Here is a 19,945-nt window from a genome sequence, read left to right as displayed (position 1 = left end):
AAAACAACAATTTGATCACAAAACAACCCGTTACAGGGGGATGAACACAATGATAAAACGCTCGCTTTTTGTTAAAAACAAAATAGCACTGGGGCTTGCGGCAGCAACCCTTGGGCTTTCAAGCACTGCTTTGCACGCGGCAACTTTTGAGTTAGGGGATTTTGACGTCCGTTTTGACTCTAGTTTTTCTTATGGACAGAGCATTCGTGTTGAAGACCGCGACTTTCAGCATATAGGTAAAAGTAATAACCCGTCATTCGATTGGACCGGCTATCACTCAGCTTTAAATCCTATCTACTCGTCTGCGGATGTTTGGAACCAGCCAGGTGCATATTCAAATAACGGTGATGCTGGTAACTTAAACTTCGATAGTGGCGATTCGTTTTCAAAGCTATTAAAAGGCAACCACGAGTTATCAATTAGCAAAGATAACTATGGTTTCTTCACGCGCTTCATGTATTTCTATGATTTTGCTTTGATGGATGGTGATTTCGCCTACAACAATCCAACTTCTGGGCAAAAAGTCGATCCATGTGATGATGACGATACTAAAGAACAAGTGTGTGCAGACCTACGACTTTTAGATGCCTACGTTTGGGCTAACTTCGATTTAAATGAAGGGCGTAACCCGCTATCTATCCGTTTAGGTCAACAAGTCGTAAACTGGGGTGAAAGTACACTGATCTCTCATGGTATTAATGTCAACCCGGTTGATATTGACCGACTTAAAGCACCTGGTGCTGAGCTTAAAGAAGCGTTCATCCCTGTGGGTATGCTTTGGGCATCACTCGGTATTACCGATAACCTTACTTTGGAAGGGTTTTATCAGTACGAGTGGCACGAGACACGTCTTCCTGCTGCGGGTACTTACTTCTCAACCAATGATTTTGCATCAGAGAATGGTTACCAACAAAATATCCAACTTGGTTTTACCTCAAACCCTGACATTGATTTAGCATTTTTAACAGAAAGCTTAAATAGCTTAGATGACATTGTGCGCTCGCAAGGAATCGACCCTACATCAGCGCAAGGCCAAGCGATGATGGCACAGCTGTACTTAGCTTACCCAACTAAAGTGGCGTTAAAAGGTAAGGGCAACGCAGGTAAGAGTGAGCCTGATGATGGTGGTCAATATGGTTTGCGTTTAGGTATGTTTTTACCTGAGCTAAATGATACTGAAGTTGCGTTATATCACATCAACTATCATAGCCGTCGTCCGGTAATATCAGGTCAAGTTTCTAATTTTACAAGCGCAGCAATCGCGTCTGATATTGGTATGTTACTTAGCACTGAAATTACTGAAGACAATGTAACTGGCTTACAAGCGTTTACTAAGGGCCAATTAGAATACCCTGAAGATATTAAGCTTTACGGTTTAAGCTTTAATACTTCGTTAGGCGAAACCGCATTTGCGGGTGAGTTTGCCTTCCGTCAAGATGAGCCTTTGCAAATTGATGACGTAGAGTTACTTTATGCTGGTATGCCTGAGCAATTAGCTGTTGCAGGTATCCGCCCTGATTTTGCTGGTATCTCACAAATGAGCCCAGGTGATGCAACAAGCGTTGTCGGTCCTGGTGAATTAGCACAAGGCTTTATTTTACGTAATACTGCGCAATTGCAATTCACGGCGACTCATTTATTTGGTCCATCTTTAGGTGCTGATAGCTGGGCTGTGGTCGGTGAAATTGGTGGTGTACGAATTAATAATATGCCGGAATATGATGAGCTTCGTTTAAACGTGGCAGGTACAGGGCGTAGTGGCGTTATCCAAGGTCCATTGGCTGACGATTATTCTACATTGCACTTAGGTCTTTCTAATGGCCCAGAGACAAACCCTTTCCCAACTGCATCAGCGTGGGGCTACCGTTTAATCGCAAAGGGTGATTATTTCAATATCTTTAACGGTGTGAACTTTTCCCCTCGTTTTGTATTTTCACATGACGTGAATGGTATTACACCAGACCCAATGTTCTTATTTGTTGAAGACCGTAAATCACTCGGTGTAACTATGAACTTCAACTATCAAAATGCGTGGTCGTTCGACTTTAGCTACAACTCATTCTGGGGTGGTGGCGCGACGAATACATTCTCTGACCGCGATTATGTTTCTTTCAATATCAAATATTCAATTTAAGGGTAAATTATGATTATTAGAAAACCTACCCTCATTGCTGCAGCTTTTTGCAGTGTTTTCGCAAGCTCAAGTGTACTTGCAAAAATTACCGCTGATGAAGCAGCACGTTTAGGTAATGATTTAACACCAATCGGTGCAGAGAAAGCGGCGAATAAAGATGGTTCTATTCCAGCTTGGACAGGGGGAATTACTACACCTCCTGCTAGTTATAAAGCGGGAATGCACCACCCAGACCCATACGCTGAAGATAAAGTTTTATTTACCATTGATAAGTCAAACGTAGATAAATACAAAGAATACCTAAGCCCTGGTCAAATTGAACTATTCAAAACATATCCTGATACGTTCAAAATGAATATTTATCAAACTCGCCGTAGCGCTTCTTATCCTCAGTTTGTTTATGATGCAACTAAAAAATATGCAACGACAGCTGAGCTGGTTGAAGGTGGTAATGGTATTAAAAACACGGCGGTTGGTGTTCCGTTTCCTATTCCTAAGGATGGCTTAGAGGCTATCTGGAATCATCTATTACGTTTTAGAGGTTTATCTATTGAACGTTTTGGTGGACAAGCTGCACCAACGGCATCAGGCTCATATAATTATGTTGGCTTTGATGAGCAACTGTTAGTTGAGTATTCAGATCCAAAAGCGACACCTGAAAAACTTCAAGAATCAAACATTCTATTCAAGTTTAAGCAAAAAGTAACAGAGCCTGCGCGTCTTGCTGGTACTGCATTACTTGTCCATGAAACCATGGACCAAATTTTAACACCTCGTCAAGCGTGGACTTATAACTCTGGTCAGCGTCGTGTTCGTCGTGCGCCAAACGTGGCATATGATGCACCAGGTACTGCAGCAGATAGTTTACGTACTACCGATGACTTCGATATGTTTAATGGTTCACCAAACCGTTATAACTGGACGTTAAAAGGTAAACAGGAGCTTTATATTCCATATAACAGCTACAAACTGCACAGCGATAAGCTTGAATACGATGATATCTTGCAAGCAGGTCATATCAACCCTGAATATGTTCGTTATGAGAAGCACCGTGTTTGGGTTGTTGAAGCTAACTTAAAAGAGGGCACTCGTCACATTTATAAAAAACGTGTGTTCTATATTGATGAAGACAGCTGGCAAGTTCACGTAGCAGATATATATGATAATCGTGACCAAATGTATCGTGTGGCGATGGCCCATGGCCTAAACTACTATGAAGTACCAACTCACTGGAGTACCTTAGAAGTTTACCATGATCTTAATTCACGTCGTTATTTGGCAATTGGTTTAGATAACCAAGAGAAGATGTATGACTTCTCACAATCATTTAACGATAACGAGTTTACGTCAAGCGCACTTCGCCGCGAAGGCCGTTAATCTAAATAGGCACCTGTTTTATCAGGTGCCTTTGCAATTCATATTAGTCAATTAGGCACAATTGGTTTAACACGTGACTTATGGCTTACTCATTTATCTTTTCGAAGGCGATTTACCCTTATGAAGTATTTGCTTTATGCTTGTCTTGCTTATAGTGCTTCATGTTTTTCTCAGGACATGCCCCAACTAGAACATGCTATTAGTGCTGTTAATGCAGACAAAACACTCCTCACAGATATTGAACTAATTGATGATCAATTAGTGGCTGTTGGAAAACATGGCGTCGTAATCACCAGTAACGATGCACAATCATGGCAGCAAGCCAGTGTTCCAACGCAAGTTTTACTCACCGCAGTCGATTTCTATAATAAGAACCTAGGATGGGCATGTGGTCATGATGCCACTATTATTAATACTACGGATGCGGGCAAATCATGGCAGCTTCAGCAAGCACTTCCAGATATGGATAAGCCTTGCTTAGATATACTTTTCACCTCAGAAAAGCATGGCTATGCTGTGGGTGCATACGGCATGTTTTTTGAAACGCAGGATGGTGGCCAGAAATGGCAAAAACGATTTTTAGATAGCTTACTTTTTGAAGAAGACCGTGCATACCTTAATGAACTAAAAAAGAGTGACCCAGAAGGGTATGAGTATGAGACAGCTTCGATTCTTCCACATTTTAACCGTATTGTGAAAACCAATGACCGTTTAATATTGGTTGGTGAAATGGGGTTGATGGCTGAAAGTTTTGATAACGGTGACACGTGGCAACGTCTAGAAGAAATATATATGGGGTCTTTCTTTACGTTTGCGTCAACTGCAGATCAATCCCAAGGAGAAGACTTAGTTGCAGGTTTAAGAGGGAATATTTTTACTCGTCAAGCAGGCAGTGAACAATGGCAACAAATCCACACAGACAATTTCGCAACAGTAAACAGTGCAATTAACTACAATAACGAATGGCTGCTGTTTGCCAATAGCGGTGTCATTTTTCATATTAAAAATGATGAACTAACTGAAGAACAAATGGATGATGGCAAGTCTTTACTTGATGGTGTTGTATTTCAAAATAAACTCATTATGGCTTCAGAAGATGGTATTAAAGTGAAGGAGTTGAATCCGTAATGCGTGGTTTTTTAGATTTTTTAGAAAAGGCGGTATTCCGTCACCGTTTATTTGCGATTATCTCTTTTGCATTAATCACTTGTTTTTTACTTTTTAAAGCAACGCAGATTCAATTAGATGCATCATTTAATAAAAATATTCCACTTAATCATGACTACATGAAGGTCTACACCAAGCATGAAAAACAGTTTGGTGGAGCTAACAGCATTTTGATTTCTGTCTGTGATGCAGATGGTGATATTTTTAATGAAGAATTTTTCACCCAGCTTAAAGCTGTTCATGACCAGCTTTACTTTATTCCTGGTGTAAATCGTCCGTTAGTTAATTCAATTTTTGCCCCCAGTGCCCGTTTTGTTGAAGTCGTTGAAGATGGTTTTGCCGGGGGGCCCATTATTCCGGCTAATTTTACCGCGGATAAGCGTGGACTTGCCGTTGTAAAAGAGAACATTGAAAAAGCCAAAGTCGTTGGCCGTATGATTGCCAGCGATTATTCATGCGCCATGGTAACAGCTCAGTTATTGGAAACTGATCCACAAACACAAGAAAAGCTCGATACTTTAGCGTTTGCAGAAAAGCTAGAAACGCAAGTACGTGAACCACTGAGCACGGATAAAGTCAGTATTCATATTATTGGTTTTGCGAAAATGGCGGGAGATGTCGCTGAGGGTGCCAAAGGCGTACTGTTATTCTTCGCAATTGCAATAGCCTTTACGTTTGTAATGGTTTGGCTATTCTGCCATAGCTTAAAACTCACTATTTTACCGATCGCTTGCTCTATTATTGCGGTGGTTTGGCAGCTTGGCTTACTGTCATCGCTTGGTTTTGGTTTAGATCCTATGTCTATTCTGGTGCCATTTTTAGTATTTGCAATTGGTGTGAGCCATGGTGTGCAAATGATTAACGATATTGGCAAGAAAGTATGCGGTGGCAGCAGCACGCGAGTTTGTTGCCAAGCAAGTTTTAGGGCTTTATTAATTCCAGGTGGTATTGCACTGTTATCAGATACAGTTGGTTTCTTAACGTTACTCACTATTGATATCGGTATTATTCGTGAACTTGCGATCACGGCGAGCTTAGGGGTGGCGGTGATTATTTTCACGAACTTAATTTTGCTTCCTGTCTGGGCATCATACATGCAGTTTGAAGGCTCAGTGCGTATCCAATCTGGTACACACTCAGATAAGCCAAATGTTCTTGATAATTTACGAGAGATACTAGTTAAAGCAACAGACCCTAAAACGGCACGGCTAATTATCGGACTTACAGTGATACTGTTTGCTTTTGGTTACTGGCAAGCAGATAAAATGCGTATTGGCGACTTACACGCTGGTGCGCCATCGCTTCATCAAGATGCACGATATAACCAAGACACTTTCTTGATTTCAGATAAATACACCATTTCATCCGATATTTTAAAAGTCATTGTTGAAGCATATCCTGCTGCGTGTACAGAACATGATGTGATGGAACGTATCAGCCGTTTCCAATGGCAAATGGAAAATGTGCCAGGTGTGCAATCAGCAGTTAGTTTAAGTTCTGTCGCGCAGTCAGTGAATGCAGGCTTTAATGAAGGTAATTTAAAGTGGCAAAGCTTACCGCGTAATACAGCAAGCTTAGTACAATCAACAGCAAGAGTTGAAACAAGCTCAGGCTTACTTGATGGTAACTGCTCTGTTATGCCTGTGATTTTCTTCTTAGAAGATCACAAAGCCGAAACTATTGATCATGTGGTTGCTAAAGTAAAAGAGTTTGCGGCTAAAGAGGAAACCGATAAATTGAAGTTCAAGCTTGCCTCAGGCCCTGTGGGTGTGATGGCAGCTACCAATGAATCAGTTTCAGCGGCACAGCTTCCCATGATGCTTTACGTTTACGGTGCCGTCATCTTGCTATGCTTAATTAGCTTTAGAAGTGTGAAAGCCACTGTTGCTGTGGTACTACCTTTGTATATCGTATCGACCCTAGCACAAGCGTTGATGGTACAGCTTGAAATTGGTTTAACAGTGTCAACATTGCCAGTTATTGCTTTAGGTGTAGGTATTGGTGTTGACTACGGCATTTATATTCTTTCATCAATGATGGGGCAGTTAAAACAAGGTGTTGCACTTGAGGTTGCTTATCGTAATGCGTTAGTAGAGCGAGGCAGTGCGGTGTTATTCACAGGTATCACCTTAGCCATTGGTGTGAGTACATGGATTTTCTCTGATTTGAAGTTCCAAGTTGATATGGGGATCCTACTGACCTTTATGTTCTTAGTGAATATGTTGGGTGCCGTATTACTTTTACCTGCAATAGGTAGTTTCCTCTGGACTGACCAGAAAAAATAATGTGAATAATTGTGCTCCAATATGGCCAGTAATGGCCATTTATATCTATATTTTGTGAATAGATGACCAAATAGCTGAAAAGCTTAAAATGATTTCATCGAAAAGGCTGTTTATTAGCTGTAAAAGAGTTAGAATTTACCTGACTCCACGCTAATAAATGGCTGTACAAATATTCTACTAATCAATAAGTAGTATAGATTAAGGAACATACAATGACACGAAATGAAGGGCAAGCCTCGGTTATCTTAGATAATGTCTGTAAGCTGATCCAGAAAAAAGTTCACGCTGATAATGTGTTACTCGTTGAGAAATTCGCCAAAGCCTTGTACAGCAATATGTCTAAAGAGGATTTGGCACATCGCAACGATAGTGACTTATATGGCGCTGCACTAAGCCTATGGAACTCGCTAGAAAAAAATAATTCTGATGACGCGGTTGTCCGTGTCTTCAATCCTGAAGTTGCAAAAGATGGCTGGCAGTCATCGCACACAATTGTCGAAATTATCGCTAAAGATATGCCTTTCTTAGTTGATTCTGTGCGTATGGCGATGACCCGCGAAAATATCGCTTCTCACCTGCTACTTCACTCTCCGCTTAAAATTCAACGTGATAAGAATGAAAAAATCACGGGTATTTCTAGTTTAAAAGCTGAGCAGGAATCAACCTCGACTAAAACGGTTTTCTTCATTGAAATAGACCGCCAAACTGATGCTAAAGTAATCGAGTCTTTCAAAAAAGAGCTTGAGTCTGTCCTTGTTGATGTATCTATTGCTGTTGAAGACTGGCAGCCAATTCGCGAAAAGCTAGTTGCTGTAACTAAGGACTTACCAAACCGTCACCATAATAACAACAAAGACGAAGTTGCTGAAACGGTTGAGTTTCTAGACTGGTTAGCAAAAGATAACTTTACACTAATGGGGTACCGTGAATATGAGCTTTCTCCTGTTCAAGGTGACTATCAGTTAAAAGGTAAAAAAGGCACAAGCCTTGGCCTAATGAAAAACACTGATGAAGAGCACAGTCGTCTTTTATCTGAATTACCTGAAGTTGCTCGCCAAGAAGCACGCAGCAGTAATTTACTTATTTTGACTAAAACAAACTCTGTTTCTCGTGTTCATCGTCCAGCATACATTGATTATGTAGGTATAAAACGTTTTGATGATGAAGGCAATGTGATTGGTGAAGACCGTTTCCTTGGTTTATTCTCATCTAGCTTTTATAACAACAGCGCAACCGATGTGCCTGTTCTGAAAAGCAAAATCAATCGCATCATGGAAATGTGTGACTTTGCAAAAGGCACTCATGCCTACAAAGCGGTATTAAATATTTTAGAGACCTACCCACGTGATGAACTTGTTCAAGCACGTGAAACAGAGCTACTCGAAGTAGCAATGGGTGTTTTACAAGTACAAGAACGCGATATGTGTCGTATTTTTGTTCGTAAAGATGCCTATGGTCGTTTCTTTTCATGTATGGTGTATGTGCCACGTGAGCGTTATAACACCGCACTACGTCGTGAAACACAACGTATTTTAGCAAACGCATTTAATTCTGACGATAAAGTCGAATTTACTACTTTCTTCTCTGAGTCAACATTAGCCCGTACACACTACACGGTGCGTGTGACTGACAATAATATTGAATATAACGTGAAAGACATCGAAAACAACCTAATTGAAGCTGCCCGTACTTGGGAAGATAGACTACAATCTGCGTTACTTGAAAGTGCAGGTGAAGCCCGCGGTAAAGAGCTTAACCGTAAATATGCACAAGCTTTTGCCAGCTCGTATAAAGATCAAGTTCTGCCAAGCGCTGCGGTTGTTGATATTGAAAAGCTTGAACTTCTTAACGACGAAAACAAATTAGAAATGTTGTTCTACCGTCCACAAGAAGAAGCGAATACAAATGTTGTTCGTTTAAGCTTATTCCACAAAGATGAGCCAATTCACTTATCTGACGTTATGCCAATGCTTGAAAACTTTGGTTTACGTGTAGTGGGTGAAACGCCTTACTCAGTTAAAACGACAGATGGCAAGGTTAATTGGATCATGGATTTCACCATGCTAATTGACAACAAAGGTATTGCTGACTTTGATAAAGTGTCTGCGCGTTTCCGTGCTGCACTAACAAATGTGTGGAATAACCGCTTAGAAAACGATGGTTTTAATCGTTTAGTATTAATGGGCGGTTTAACAGGTCGTGAAGCATCTATTCTGCGCGCTTATGCTAAATACATGCGTCAAATTGGTGTGACTTTCTCGCAAACTTATATTGAAAGCACATTTGCAAATTATCCACATATCGCATCGCAAATCGTTAACTTATTCACTAAAAAGTTCTCAGTTAAGAACCCAGGAAGTGAAAAGGCGCTTGAGAAGCTTGTAAGTCAAGTTTACCTAGAGCTTGAAAACGTAGCGAACCTTGATGATGACCGTATCATCCGTTTATACGTTGATATGATCAATGCAACCTTAAGAACGAACTTCTTCCAAAAAGAAGCTGATGGCCAATTTAAGTCATATGTATCGTTCAAAGTTCAGCCTTCAATGATCCCAGAAATGCCATTACCACTGCCTGCGTTCGAGATTTTCGTATACTCGCCACGCGTTGAGGGTGTGCATTTACGTGGTGGTAAAGTAGCACGTGGTGGCTTACGTTGGTCTGACCGTCGTGAAGACTTCCGTACTGAGGTACTGGGTCTTGTTAAAGCGCAACAAGTTAAAAATACCGTTATTGTACCAGTGGGTTCAAAAGGTGGTTTCGTATGTAAACAACTACCGACTGACCGTGAAGCGTTCTTCAAAGAAGGTCAAGAGTGTTACAAAATTTTCATCCGTGGTTTATTAGATATCACAGATAACATTGAACGCGGTGAGATTGTTCCACCAGTTGATGTTGTTCGTCACGATGAAGATGACCCATATTTAGTTGTTGCTGCCGATAAAGGGACTGCAACTTTCTCTGATATCGCAAACGGTATCGCAAATGAGTATAACTTCTGGCTAGGTGATGCATTCGCATCAGGTGGTTCAGTAGGTTATGACCATAAGAAAATGGGTATCACAGCTAAAGGTGCGTGGGAATCTGTTAAACGCCACTTCCGTGAGATGGATATTGACTGTCAAACGACTGATTTCACAGTTGTTGCTATCGGTGACATGGCGGGTGACGTATTTGGTAACGGCATGTTGCTTTCTAAGCATATTCGCTTACAAGTGGCATTCAACCACATGCACATTTTTGTTGATCCGAATCCAGATGCAGCAACATCTTACCCTGAGCGTGAGCGTTTATTTAACTTACCGCGTTCTTCATGGGAAGATTACAATAAAGACCTAATTTCGCAAGGTGGTGGCGTATTCTCTCGTGCGGCTAAATCAATTAGCTTAAGCCCAGAAATGAAGAAAATGCTTGGCACTAAAAAAGCTAGCATGACACCTAACGAGTTAATCAAAGCAGCGTTAATGATGGAGTTTGATTTACTGTGGAATGGTGGTATCGGTACTTACATCAAGAACTCTAAAGAAACGGATGCAGATGTGGGTGACCGCGCAAATGATGCATTACGTATCAATGGCGCAGAGCTTGGTGCGAAGATCTTAGGTGAGGGTGGTAACTTAGGTGCAACGCAACTGGGTCGTATTGAGTTTGCTGCCAAAGGTGGTCGCGTAAATACGGACTTCATCGATAACGTAGGTGGTGTTGCGTGTTCAGATAACGAAGTAAATATTAAGATCTTACTAAACGGCTTAGTGGCTGAAGGTGACTTAACACGTAAACAACGTGATGAGCTGCTTTATTCGATGACTGATGAAGTATCGCAATTAGTATTGAAAGATTGTTACCGTCAAACACATACTTTGTCGATTACACAATCTAAAGGCGCATCAACGCTTAAAGAGAAAGTACGCTTTATTCACGCTCTTGAAAAAGAGGGTAAACTAAACCGTGCAATCGAGTTTATTCCAACAGATGAAGAGCTTGCAGAGCGCGCTGCGGCGGGTAAAGATTTAACTCGTCCAGAGCTATCTGTACTTGTTTCTTATGCGAAGATGGTTCTTAAAGAGTCGCTTGTTGTAGATGAAATTACTGAGAACCCATATTACCGTCAGCTGTTGGTTAACTCATTCCCAGTACCACTTCGTGAGAAGTTCAACGATGCGATGGATAACCACCCACTTCGTAAAGAAATTATCGCAACGAAACTTGCTAATAATATCGTTAATGATATGGGCCTTAACTTCATGGTTCGTATGCACGAAGAAACAGGTGCAAACGAAGCTGAAATCGCACTTTGCTACTCAATTGCGAAAGAAGTATTCCAAATGCCAGAAACGTGGTCATCAATTGTTGCGTTAGATAATAAGATTCCAGCAGCTGTACAAACAGAAATGCTTTATCAGCTTCGCCGTACGGTTCGTCGTGCAACACGTTGGTTCTTACGTCATCGCAACAAAGCACAAACCATTGAGCAAGCAATTGAATTCTTTGCACCAACATTTGCTGATTTAAGTGATAACTTAAACAACTACATGGTTGACAAAGAAAGTGAGCGTCTAGTTAAAGCTGCTGATAAATTAATTGAAAGCGGTGTTCCAAAAGCGCTTGCAACACGTGTAGTGTCACTTTCTAGCTTATTCTCTGTAATGGATTTAGCAGAAATTGCCAATAACTCAAATCGCGATATTGATATGGTATCTAATACCTACTTCAAGCTTGGTGCACGTATGGGCTTACATTGGTTCTTGGATCAAATTACTAATCAACCGGTTGCGAACCATTGGCAAGCACTTGCCCGTGCGTCATACCGTGAAGAGCTTGATTGGCAACAACGTACATTATCAGCTGTAGTACTTAATAGCTTTGCAGCAGACAGCAAAGATATTGATGCACAAATCGATGAGTGGATGGACAACCAAGATCTACTATTACAACGTTGGAAACAAATGTTATCTGAGTTTAAAACATCGCAAAGTCACGATTTTGCGAAGTTCTCAGTAGCACTTCGTGAACTAATGTTGTTAAGCCACAACTGTGACACTTCCAAATAAATGAAAAGTCGTTAAAATACATACCCCAGCTCGCTGGGGTATTTTTTTGCCCTTAATTTGCAATGGTCCGTTTTAAGCGGCTACCTTGTTTATTTTTACCTAAGGAACAACAAGCCATGTTTTATGATTTAGCTCGCCGTTTTATGTTTACCCGTGATGCGGAGTGGGCTCATGAATTTGCACTTAATAACTTACGCCGATTTGCTGATACGCCATTGAGTGCTGCGTGGTCACAAACTGTCCCTAATAAGCCCGTTAATTTTTTAGGGCTGGAGTTTAAAAATCCAGTAGGTTTAGCCGCGGGCTTAGATAAAAATGCAGAGTGTATTGATGCCTTTGCACAAATGGGCTTTGGTTTTGTTGAAGTTGGTACTGTTACACCACGCCCGCAAGCAGGTAACGACAAGCCTCGTATTTTCCGCTTACCTGAATCAAATGCGATTATCAATCGTATGGGTTTTAACAATAAGGGCGTTGATAACCTAGTTAACAATGTTAAAGCAGCGAAATATGACGGTATTCTAGGTATCAATATTGGTAAAAATAAAGATACACCAAACGAGCAGGGGAAAGATGATTACATTCACTGTATGCGTAAAGTATTTGAGCATGCATCGTATATCACAGTAAATATTTCATCACCAAATACGCCAGGTCTTCGTGATTTACAATATGGTGAAGCACTAGATGACTTATTGCAAAGTTTAAAAAATGAGCAGCTTGATTTGGTTGCTAAGCATAATAAACAAGTGCCAATGCTGGTTAAGATCGCTCCAGATCTGGATGAAGTTCAAATTGCGCAAGTCAGTGAGTCTTTGATCAATAATAAGATCGACGGTGTTATTGCGACAAACACAACACTTGAGCGCGCTATGGTACAAGGCCAACAATACGCAAATGAAGCGGGCGGCCTTTCTGGTCAGCCAGTACGTGAGCGCTCAACCCACGTGGTTAGTGAGCTTAAGCGCTTAACCGAAGGCAAGCTACCTATCATCGGTGTGGGTGGTATCGATGATGCTGACTCTGCAAAAGAAAAGTTTGCAGCAGGAGCAGACCTTGTTCAAGTTTATACTGGCTTTATTTATAAAGGCCCAGAATTGGTAAAAACGATCCTTAACGGCTTATAAGGATCGGTTATCTAAGCGATTGATCATTAATAAAATGTTCTAAAAAATCATTTTATTAATGGTCTACTTTCGTTATAATAGTGTGCTAAGTAAAGAGGAATTTTTAGTTTAAGGAGGAGTCATGTTACAAGCATCAAAGCAATGGAAGTGGCTTGCTTGTTCTAAAAATAATCGCCTTTTGGTCGACCTTGACCAAAACATGCAACTCTGCACGCCCTATAAACTTCGTCAGCTTACCGATGCTGTTCTTGAAGAGCCTAATTTCAGCCTTGAAGATGCTGCATTTTATCAGCAAGTCTATCAGTATCTTGAAACCTTTTCGTTATGGAATCCTGCAGAGCTTTGCCAAATTTCACTCAATGCGACAGCTGTTAAGTTTCATTTAAAGCCTGTGCTAGCTAAAAGCTGGTTTTTCCATGAATATATGGGTAGCGAGCCAAGTGTTGAGGCTGTAGTAAAGTTGTGCTCACAAGCACAAGAAGGCGAGTTTCTGATTGTTGACCATTCATCAGATGCGTCTGTATGTATTAACTTAAGTGAGCACTTTCAGTTAGATGAAAACTTGTCATTGCAACAGTTTGAAGCTATTAAAGTTCTTAACAATCGTATCCATCCTGTTTATATCCAGCAAAAACACTTCAAAACAGCATAATATCCCTTTAATTGATGGCGTTTTTGTTCGCTAAGCTATGCTATAATCCTGCGCAATTAGCATTTAAGGGTTTTTACTTTGCAATTTATCGCACTTACTTCTATCGGAATTGAAAATTTACTTGTTGATGAACTTACCGAACTCGGTGCAGAAGTCTCTAAACAAACCGTGGGCTCTGTACGTTTTGAAGCAGATAGTTTATTAGCACAAAAGATCTGTTTATCGAGTCGTTTTGCGACGCGTATCATGATGCTGATAGAAGAAAAAGAAGGTGTTAAGGACAAAGAAAGCCTTTACAATTTTGCGCGCTTACAACCTTGGCAAGAATGGTTTGGTCCAAAGCAAACATTCGCAGTGGATTTTACAGGTACAAATCACGATCTAAAAAACACGCAGTTTTCTGGGCTGGTTGTTAAAGATGCCATCGTTGATTATTTTGCAGATCTTTATGAACAACGTCCAAATGTCGATAAATTTAATGCAAACGTAAGAGTGGTTGCACGGCTGAATCGTCACGGTGTTGCCCTTTATATTGATTATTCAGGCCCGCGTTTATCTGAGCGTGGCTATCGTCAAGATCAAGGTAAAGCACCAATCAAAGAACATTTGGCTGCTGCTCTAGTAAAACGAAGTGGTTGGCTTGAGAACGTACAACAACCATTGTTTGACCCATGTTGTGGTTCAGGCACTATTTTGATTGAAGCGGCCAGCATGGCACGCAATGAAGCGCCAGGGTTATTCCGTGAGGGGTTTGCTTTTGAGCGCTTACCTAGTTTCCGCTTACAAAAATACAAAGAATTAAAAGCGGAGTTAACGGCTCAAATTACTGATCCTAAATTGTGGCTTATTGGTCATGACATTGATGGCAGTGTAATCGCAAAGGCGCAAGAAAATGCTGAGCGTGCAGACCTCGGCACTATTATTAAGTTTAAGCAAAGTGATGCGAGTAAGCTAACATCCGTGGCTAAACTACCAGGCGTGGTGATTTCTAACCTACCTTATGGTGAACGTTTAGGCTCGATGGCAGAGTTAGTTAACTTACACCGAGGTTTAGGTGTGGGTTTCAAAAAGCACTTTAATCATTGGAAGCTAGCCTTGCTTGGGGCTGACGAAAGCCTATTTAAATTGTTAAAGTTAGTAAAACTTAAACGTTATAAATTTAAAAATGGTCCGTTAGATGTTGTTCTAAATCTCTATCAACTTGACGATAAACAAGTCGAGTTAAGCAAAGAAGACAAGCCTGCGCTTAATTATGAAGGCTCAACAGCATTTGCAAACCGCTTAAAGAAAAATAAACAAAACTTAAAGAACTGGTTAAAGCAAAATGAAGTGAGCTGTTATCGTGTTTACGATGCAGATATTCCTGAATATAACGTAGCTGTTGATATTTACAATGATTCAGCAGTTATTTTTGAATATGCTGCTCCAAAAGAGATTGATGACAATACAGCACAAAAACGTCTGCAAGATGTAATCAGTCTAACCGCAGAGCAGTTAGAAGTCGCGCCTGAAAATATCGCTGTTAAAGTGCGTAAAAAACAAAAAGGCGAAGAGCAATATACCAAGGTATCAAAACAAAACCGTACGCAAGTGGTTGAAGAGTTTGGCGCTAAATTCAAAGTTAACCTATTTGATTATCTAGATACAGGATTGTTTTTAGACCACCGTTTGGCACGACGTTATATTCAGCAAAATGCACACGGTAAACGTTTTTTAAACTTGTTTGCGTATACTGGCAGTGCCTCGGTTCACGCAGCTATTGGCGGTGCAAAAGCGATTACTACGGTAGATATGTCTAAAACCTACTTAAAGTGGGCGCAAGAAAACTTTGACCTCAATGGTATTAGCAATACTCGCTATCGTTTTGAGCAAGCCGATTGTTTAAAATGGTTAGAGCATGCGCAGGGCCAATACGATCTCATCTTTTTAGACCCTCCGACGTTTTCGAATTCAAAACGTATGAAAGATGCATTTGATGTACAGCGCGATCATATTAAGTTACTCACATGGGTTAAGAAAATTTTAAGTCCGAATGGCACGTTGATTTTTTCTAACAATAAACGAGGCTTTAACTTAGACGAAGTCGGGCTGATGGGCTTAGGTTTAAAAGCTGAAAATATTTCAGCAAAAACACTGTCGCCAGACTTTAAGCGTAATAAGCAAATTCATAATAGTTGGCTTATTACCCATGGCTAATTTTACCTTGTATCACACCGATGGTTGTCATTTATGTGAGCTGGCAGGTGAGTTATTAAGTGCTGCAAATATACCGTTTGCAGCAAAAGATATTATGGATAATGAACAATTAATTGAGCTTTATCAAACAAGTATTCCGGTTGTTGAAAGCAGCCAAGGCAATAAATTATTTTGGCCTTTTGATACTGTCGCATTGGCGCAGTTTATTGCTGATAACAAAGAATAAGAGTAGTAATCACGATGGATTTAATCAGAATAGCCAAGGCACAACTTGCTTATGGTACACACCCACTGCTTGATGATGCTGATGCAGTCATTGAGTCGGGTGAACGTGTTTGTATTGTTGGTAGAAATGGCGCGGGTAAGTCGACCTTACTGAAAGTGCTCGATGGCCAAGTAACATTAGATGATGGTGAAATAAACCAATTAGGCGGTATCCGTATTTCGCGTTTAGAGCAAGATCCACCTAAAGGAGCCGAAGGGACGGTTTTTGACTATGTTGCTCAAGGCATGCCTGATATAGCGAACTTACTGATTGAATATCACCAAGTTAGCAATCAAATGCAAACAGATTATAACGATAAACTGCTGAATAAATTAGAGCGTTTATCTAATCAGCTAGAAACGGTTGATGGTTGGCGGTTTGATACGCGCATTCAACTGGTTTTATCTCGCTTAGAATTAAGCCCAGAAGCAAAGCTGGAATCGCTATCTGGCGGTTGGTTGCGTAAGGTCGCTCTAGCCAGAGCACTTGTCAGTGAGCCTGATTTACTCCTTCTTGATGAGCCGACTAACCACTTAGATATGAGTAGTGTTATTTGGCTTGAGCAATTCTTAAAAGAGTTTAAAGGCGGTATCGTTTTTATTTCTCATGACCGTGCTTTTATTCGTGCTGTTGCAACCCGTATTCTTGATTTAGATCGCGGTAAGCTCGTTTCATACCCTGGTAACTATGCCACTTACCTTGAGCAAAAAGCGCATGATTTAAAAGTTGAAGAAACACAAAATGCGTTATTTGATAAACGTCTAGCAGAGGAAGAAGCGTGGATACGCCAAGGGATCAAAGCACGAAGAACCCGCAACGAGGGACGAGTTCGTGCACTTAAAGCCCTACGTAAAGAGCGCAAACAGCGTGTTGATCAAGTTGGTAAAACAGATTTCAATATAGAAACGGCCGATCGCTCAGGAAAACTGGTATTTGAGGCAAAACATATTGCCCATGCATTTAAGGATAAAGTGATTGCGAAAGACTTCTCAACACTTGTTATGCGTGGCGACCGTATTGGCCTTGTCGGTCCGAATGGTATTGGCAAAACCACTTTACTAAAAATCTTATTTGGTGATTTAGCACCTGATAGTGGCAGTGTGAAGCAAGGCGTAAACCTCGAGTTTGCGTATTTTGATCAGTACCGTCAAAAACTTGATGAAGAAGCAACCGTGCAAGATAATGTTGCTGAAGGCAAACAAGAGGTGATGATGGGCGGGCGCTCTCGTCATGTATTAGGTTACCTTCAGGACTTTCTATTTCCACCGGCAAGAGCGCGTACGCCTGTTAAAGCGCTTTCAGGTGGTGAGAAAAATCGTTTGTTGTTAGCGAAGTTATTTTTAAAACCGTCTAATATTCTGGTACTTGATGAACCAACCAATGATTTAGACATTGAAACCCTAGAATTACTTGAAGATATTATTAATCAATATCAGGGCACGGTATTAATTGTTAGCCATGACCGTGAGTTTATCGATAATACCTGTAGTTCTGTGTGGGCATTTGAAGGCCAAGGAAAAATTACAGATATCGTAGGAGGCTATAGTGATTACGAGGCCTACGCTGCTTATTTAGCAGAACAAGAAAAGCAACTACAGCAGATAAAACAGGAAAAGCCTGAAGCGAGTAGTCAGCAAGAAAAACCACAAAAGAAAAGTAATAAACTCTCTTACAAATTAAAACTTGAATTAGAAGAATTACCCAGTAAAGTGGAGCAACTAGAAAAAGCACTCGATGCTCAGCAAATTGTCGTTAATGACCCTGACTTTTTTAAGCAAGACGCTGCAATTACAACAGACGCATTGAACCAATTAGCCCAGTTAGAGTCTGAGCTTGAAGCCGCATTTGAGCGCTGGGAAGAACTCGAAGATTTAAAGAATCAGTAGTAAGGATTAAAATGAAATATAAATTACTCGCTGCCAGTATATTAGCGACTCTTAGCACCTCAGCAATGAGCGCAACTTATCAATTGACTGAGCTAGGTCGATTAGACGGTGCAAAACACAACTATGTTACCGATGTTAGTGAAAACGGTCATATTATTGGTTTAGCGAATGGTATTTATCGACTACCTATTGATATCTCTTATATCGATTTTGAAGATAGCGCGATTAGAAATGCATACGATGCAGCCAAAGCTAGCTATGAACTTATCGACAAAGAGATCACATTTACACTCGATGATATTGAAAATAACGATGCTGTAAATACCAATGCAGACGCACATGCGTTTATGATCTCTTTTGTAACAAATACTCAATCTGGTCGTTTAACTAATTCAGAGTATCAAAAGATATCAAGTGCGCTTACTACGGTATACACACCTGAAGGCTCTTCAGAGCAAGTTCTTTTTGATGAACAGTCACTTGATTATGACGGCTTGACTCGCTCAACGTCTAATTTATTAAACGCAGTCACCGATGATGGTGTAATGGTTGGTTGGGGCAGTGCGCCTTACGAAAAAACAGCCTTTACGCAAACGGATGAAGACGAAGAAGAAACGCATTTTTTACGTGAGTTTATCAGCCGTGGTATTGTAATAAGCCCTGACGGTGTAAAGGTGTCATTAGTACCCGAGTTTAATGAGTATGGTGGTACAAGTATCGCGACTGATATCGTGCAAAGCAATAATGGTTACGTTGTAGTTGGTAGCGTATCGACAGGCATACCTGTTGACCGCCAAGAAGACATTGACGATAACTGTGACGGTGAAGATGAACCAGTATCGGACTGTATTGAAAGTTTAGATAGAAACATATCAACAGGCTTATTTGATAAACGTGCAGTTAAATGGACACTTGATAATAGCTTGAACATTACTAATACAGAGGTTTTTGGCTTAGCAATTACACCTGAAGATGACGAAGATTTTGCCTTTAGAAGTAATGCCTTAGCTGTAAATGAAAATGGTCTGATTGCCGGCACATCCGATGTACGTTACGACGATAGACGTTATTCGATGCCTGTTTATTTTGAGAATGGCGAAGTAAAACAATTTATTAACCAAGATGATGACTGGGTTGGCGGTAAAGCGCTCGCAATTAATAATGATAATATCATTGTTGGCTATGCCAATAAGCGTATAGAAAATAGAACTCGTACTAAGTTCTTCTATTTCGATAAGAATAGTAATAGCGTTGTTTTTCCGACAGACTTTTTCACAAGCTCTAGTTCTTTAGCAAACGACATTAACGACAACGGTGTGATTGTTGGTGAAGGTGAAACTGATATTTTCAATTCATCAAGTCGTCGTCGAGAAGGCTTTATGTACACAATTGGTGAAGACAAAATTGTTAACATAAATAGCTTACTACCTTGTTACGAAGCTGATGGCGAGACCCGTTTTAAGTATACTGTTGCTGAGGCGAAAGCAATTAACAACAACAATGAGATTTTTGGTGTTGCAACTAAAACGGTTGAGAAGACAGACTCATTTGGTAATGTTGTGTTAGACGTTGACGGTAATATTGAATATGAAAGTGTTGCTGTTGCCGTTAAATTAACACCTACCAGCGGTAGTGTTGAAGAATGCCCTGCGCAAGAGATTGAAGAATACGAGCGTCAATCATCAAGCTTCCCTTGGTACACTTTATTATTACTGCCACTTGCTGCAGCACGCCGCGCGTTCAGAAAGTAATAATCTGATACCAACATGCGATAATACTTAAATATGTTGGTATAAAATGAGTGA

11 protein-coding genes are annotated in these 19,945 nt (G+C 40.6%); all 11 read left to right on the top strand.

Features of this window, described 5'->3' with window-relative positions:
• Positions 1-49: 49 nt before the first annotated feature.
• Positions 50-2,134: a DUF1302 domain-containing protein gene (locus tag L3V38_RS05385; RefSeq protein ID WP_062568985.1), complete on the top strand. Its 2,085-nt coding sequence runs from the start codon at positions 50-52 to the stop codon at positions 2,132-2,134.
• A gap of 12 nt (positions 2,135-2,146) precedes the next feature.
• Positions 2,147-3,511 (top strand): DUF1329 domain-containing protein, encoded by a 1,365-nt coding sequence (locus tag L3V38_RS05380; RefSeq protein ID WP_193988957.1) that lies wholly within the window; start codon positions 2,147-2,149, stop codon positions 3,509-3,511.
• A 120-nt stretch (positions 3,512-3,631) separates the two neighbouring features.
• Positions 3,632-4,639, top strand: a complete 1,008-nt coding sequence (locus L3V38_RS05375; protein ID WP_237118630.1) for a YCF48-related protein — start codon at positions 3,632-3,634, stop codon at positions 4,637-4,639.
• The gene (locus L3V38_RS05370; RefSeq protein ID WP_130149785.1) at positions 4,639-6,963 is read left to right on the top strand and encodes an MMPL family transporter; all 2,325 of its coding nucleotides are present in this window, start codon (positions 4,639-4,641) and stop codon (positions 6,961-6,963) included. The genes L3V38_RS05375 and L3V38_RS05370 overlap by 1 nt, the downstream gene beginning before the upstream one ends.
• Before the next feature lie 212 nt (positions 6,964-7,175).
• Positions 7,176-12,014 carry an NAD-glutamate dehydrogenase gene (locus tag L3V38_RS05365; protein ID WP_237118629.1) on the top strand — a complete coding sequence of 1,613 codons (4,839 nt, stop codon included), beginning with the start codon at positions 7,176-7,178 and terminating at the stop codon, positions 12,012-12,014.
• Positions 12,015-12,130: 116 nt separating this feature from the next.
• Positions 12,131-13,141 (top strand): quinone-dependent dihydroorotate dehydrogenase, encoded by a 1,011-nt coding sequence (gene pyrD / locus L3V38_RS05360; protein WP_130149787.1) that lies wholly within the window; start codon positions 12,131-12,133, stop codon positions 13,139-13,141.
• A gap of 121 nt (positions 13,142-13,262) precedes the next feature.
• Positions 13,263-13,793, top strand: coding sequence for a cell division protein ZapC domain-containing protein (locus L3V38_RS05355; RefSeq protein ID WP_237118628.1), 531 nt, complete (start codon positions 13,263-13,265; stop codon positions 13,791-13,793).
• Between the two features lie 78 nt (positions 13,794-13,871).
• On the top strand, positions 13,872-15,989 hold the full coding sequence (gene rlmKL / locus L3V38_RS05350) for a bifunctional 23S rRNA (guanine(2069)-N(7))-methyltransferase RlmK/23S rRNA (guanine(2445)-N(2))-methyltransferase RlmL (protein WP_237118627.1): 2,118 nt from the start codon (positions 13,872-13,874) through the stop codon (positions 15,987-15,989).
• A complete protein-coding gene (locus L3V38_RS05345) occupies positions 15,982-16,215 on the top strand; it encodes a glutaredoxin family protein (protein WP_237118626.1) in 234 nt (77 codons plus the stop codon). Before rlmKL ends, L3V38_RS05345 begins: the two co-directional genes overlap by 8 nt.
• A 14-nt stretch (positions 16,216-16,229) precedes the next feature.
• Positions 16,230-18,140 (top strand): ABC transporter ATP-binding protein, encoded by a 1,911-nt coding sequence (locus L3V38_RS05340; RefSeq protein ID WP_237118625.1) that lies wholly within the window; start codon positions 16,230-16,232, stop codon positions 18,138-18,140.
• Between the two features lie 11 nt (positions 18,141-18,151).
• Complete coding sequence (locus L3V38_RS05335) at positions 18,152-19,891, top strand: DUF3466 family protein (RefSeq protein ID WP_237118624.1); 1,740 nt, start codon at positions 18,152-18,154, stop codon at positions 19,889-19,891.
• The last annotated feature ends 54 nt before the right edge of the window (positions 19,892-19,945 follow it).

The organism is Pseudoalteromonas sp. L1, assembly GCF_021728095.1.
Taxonomy (GTDB): Bacteria; Pseudomonadota; Gammaproteobacteria; order Enterobacterales; family Alteromonadaceae; genus Pseudoalteromonas.
Note: the sequence above shows the minus strand (reverse complement) of the source record. Positions and strands in the feature narration are given on the sequence as shown.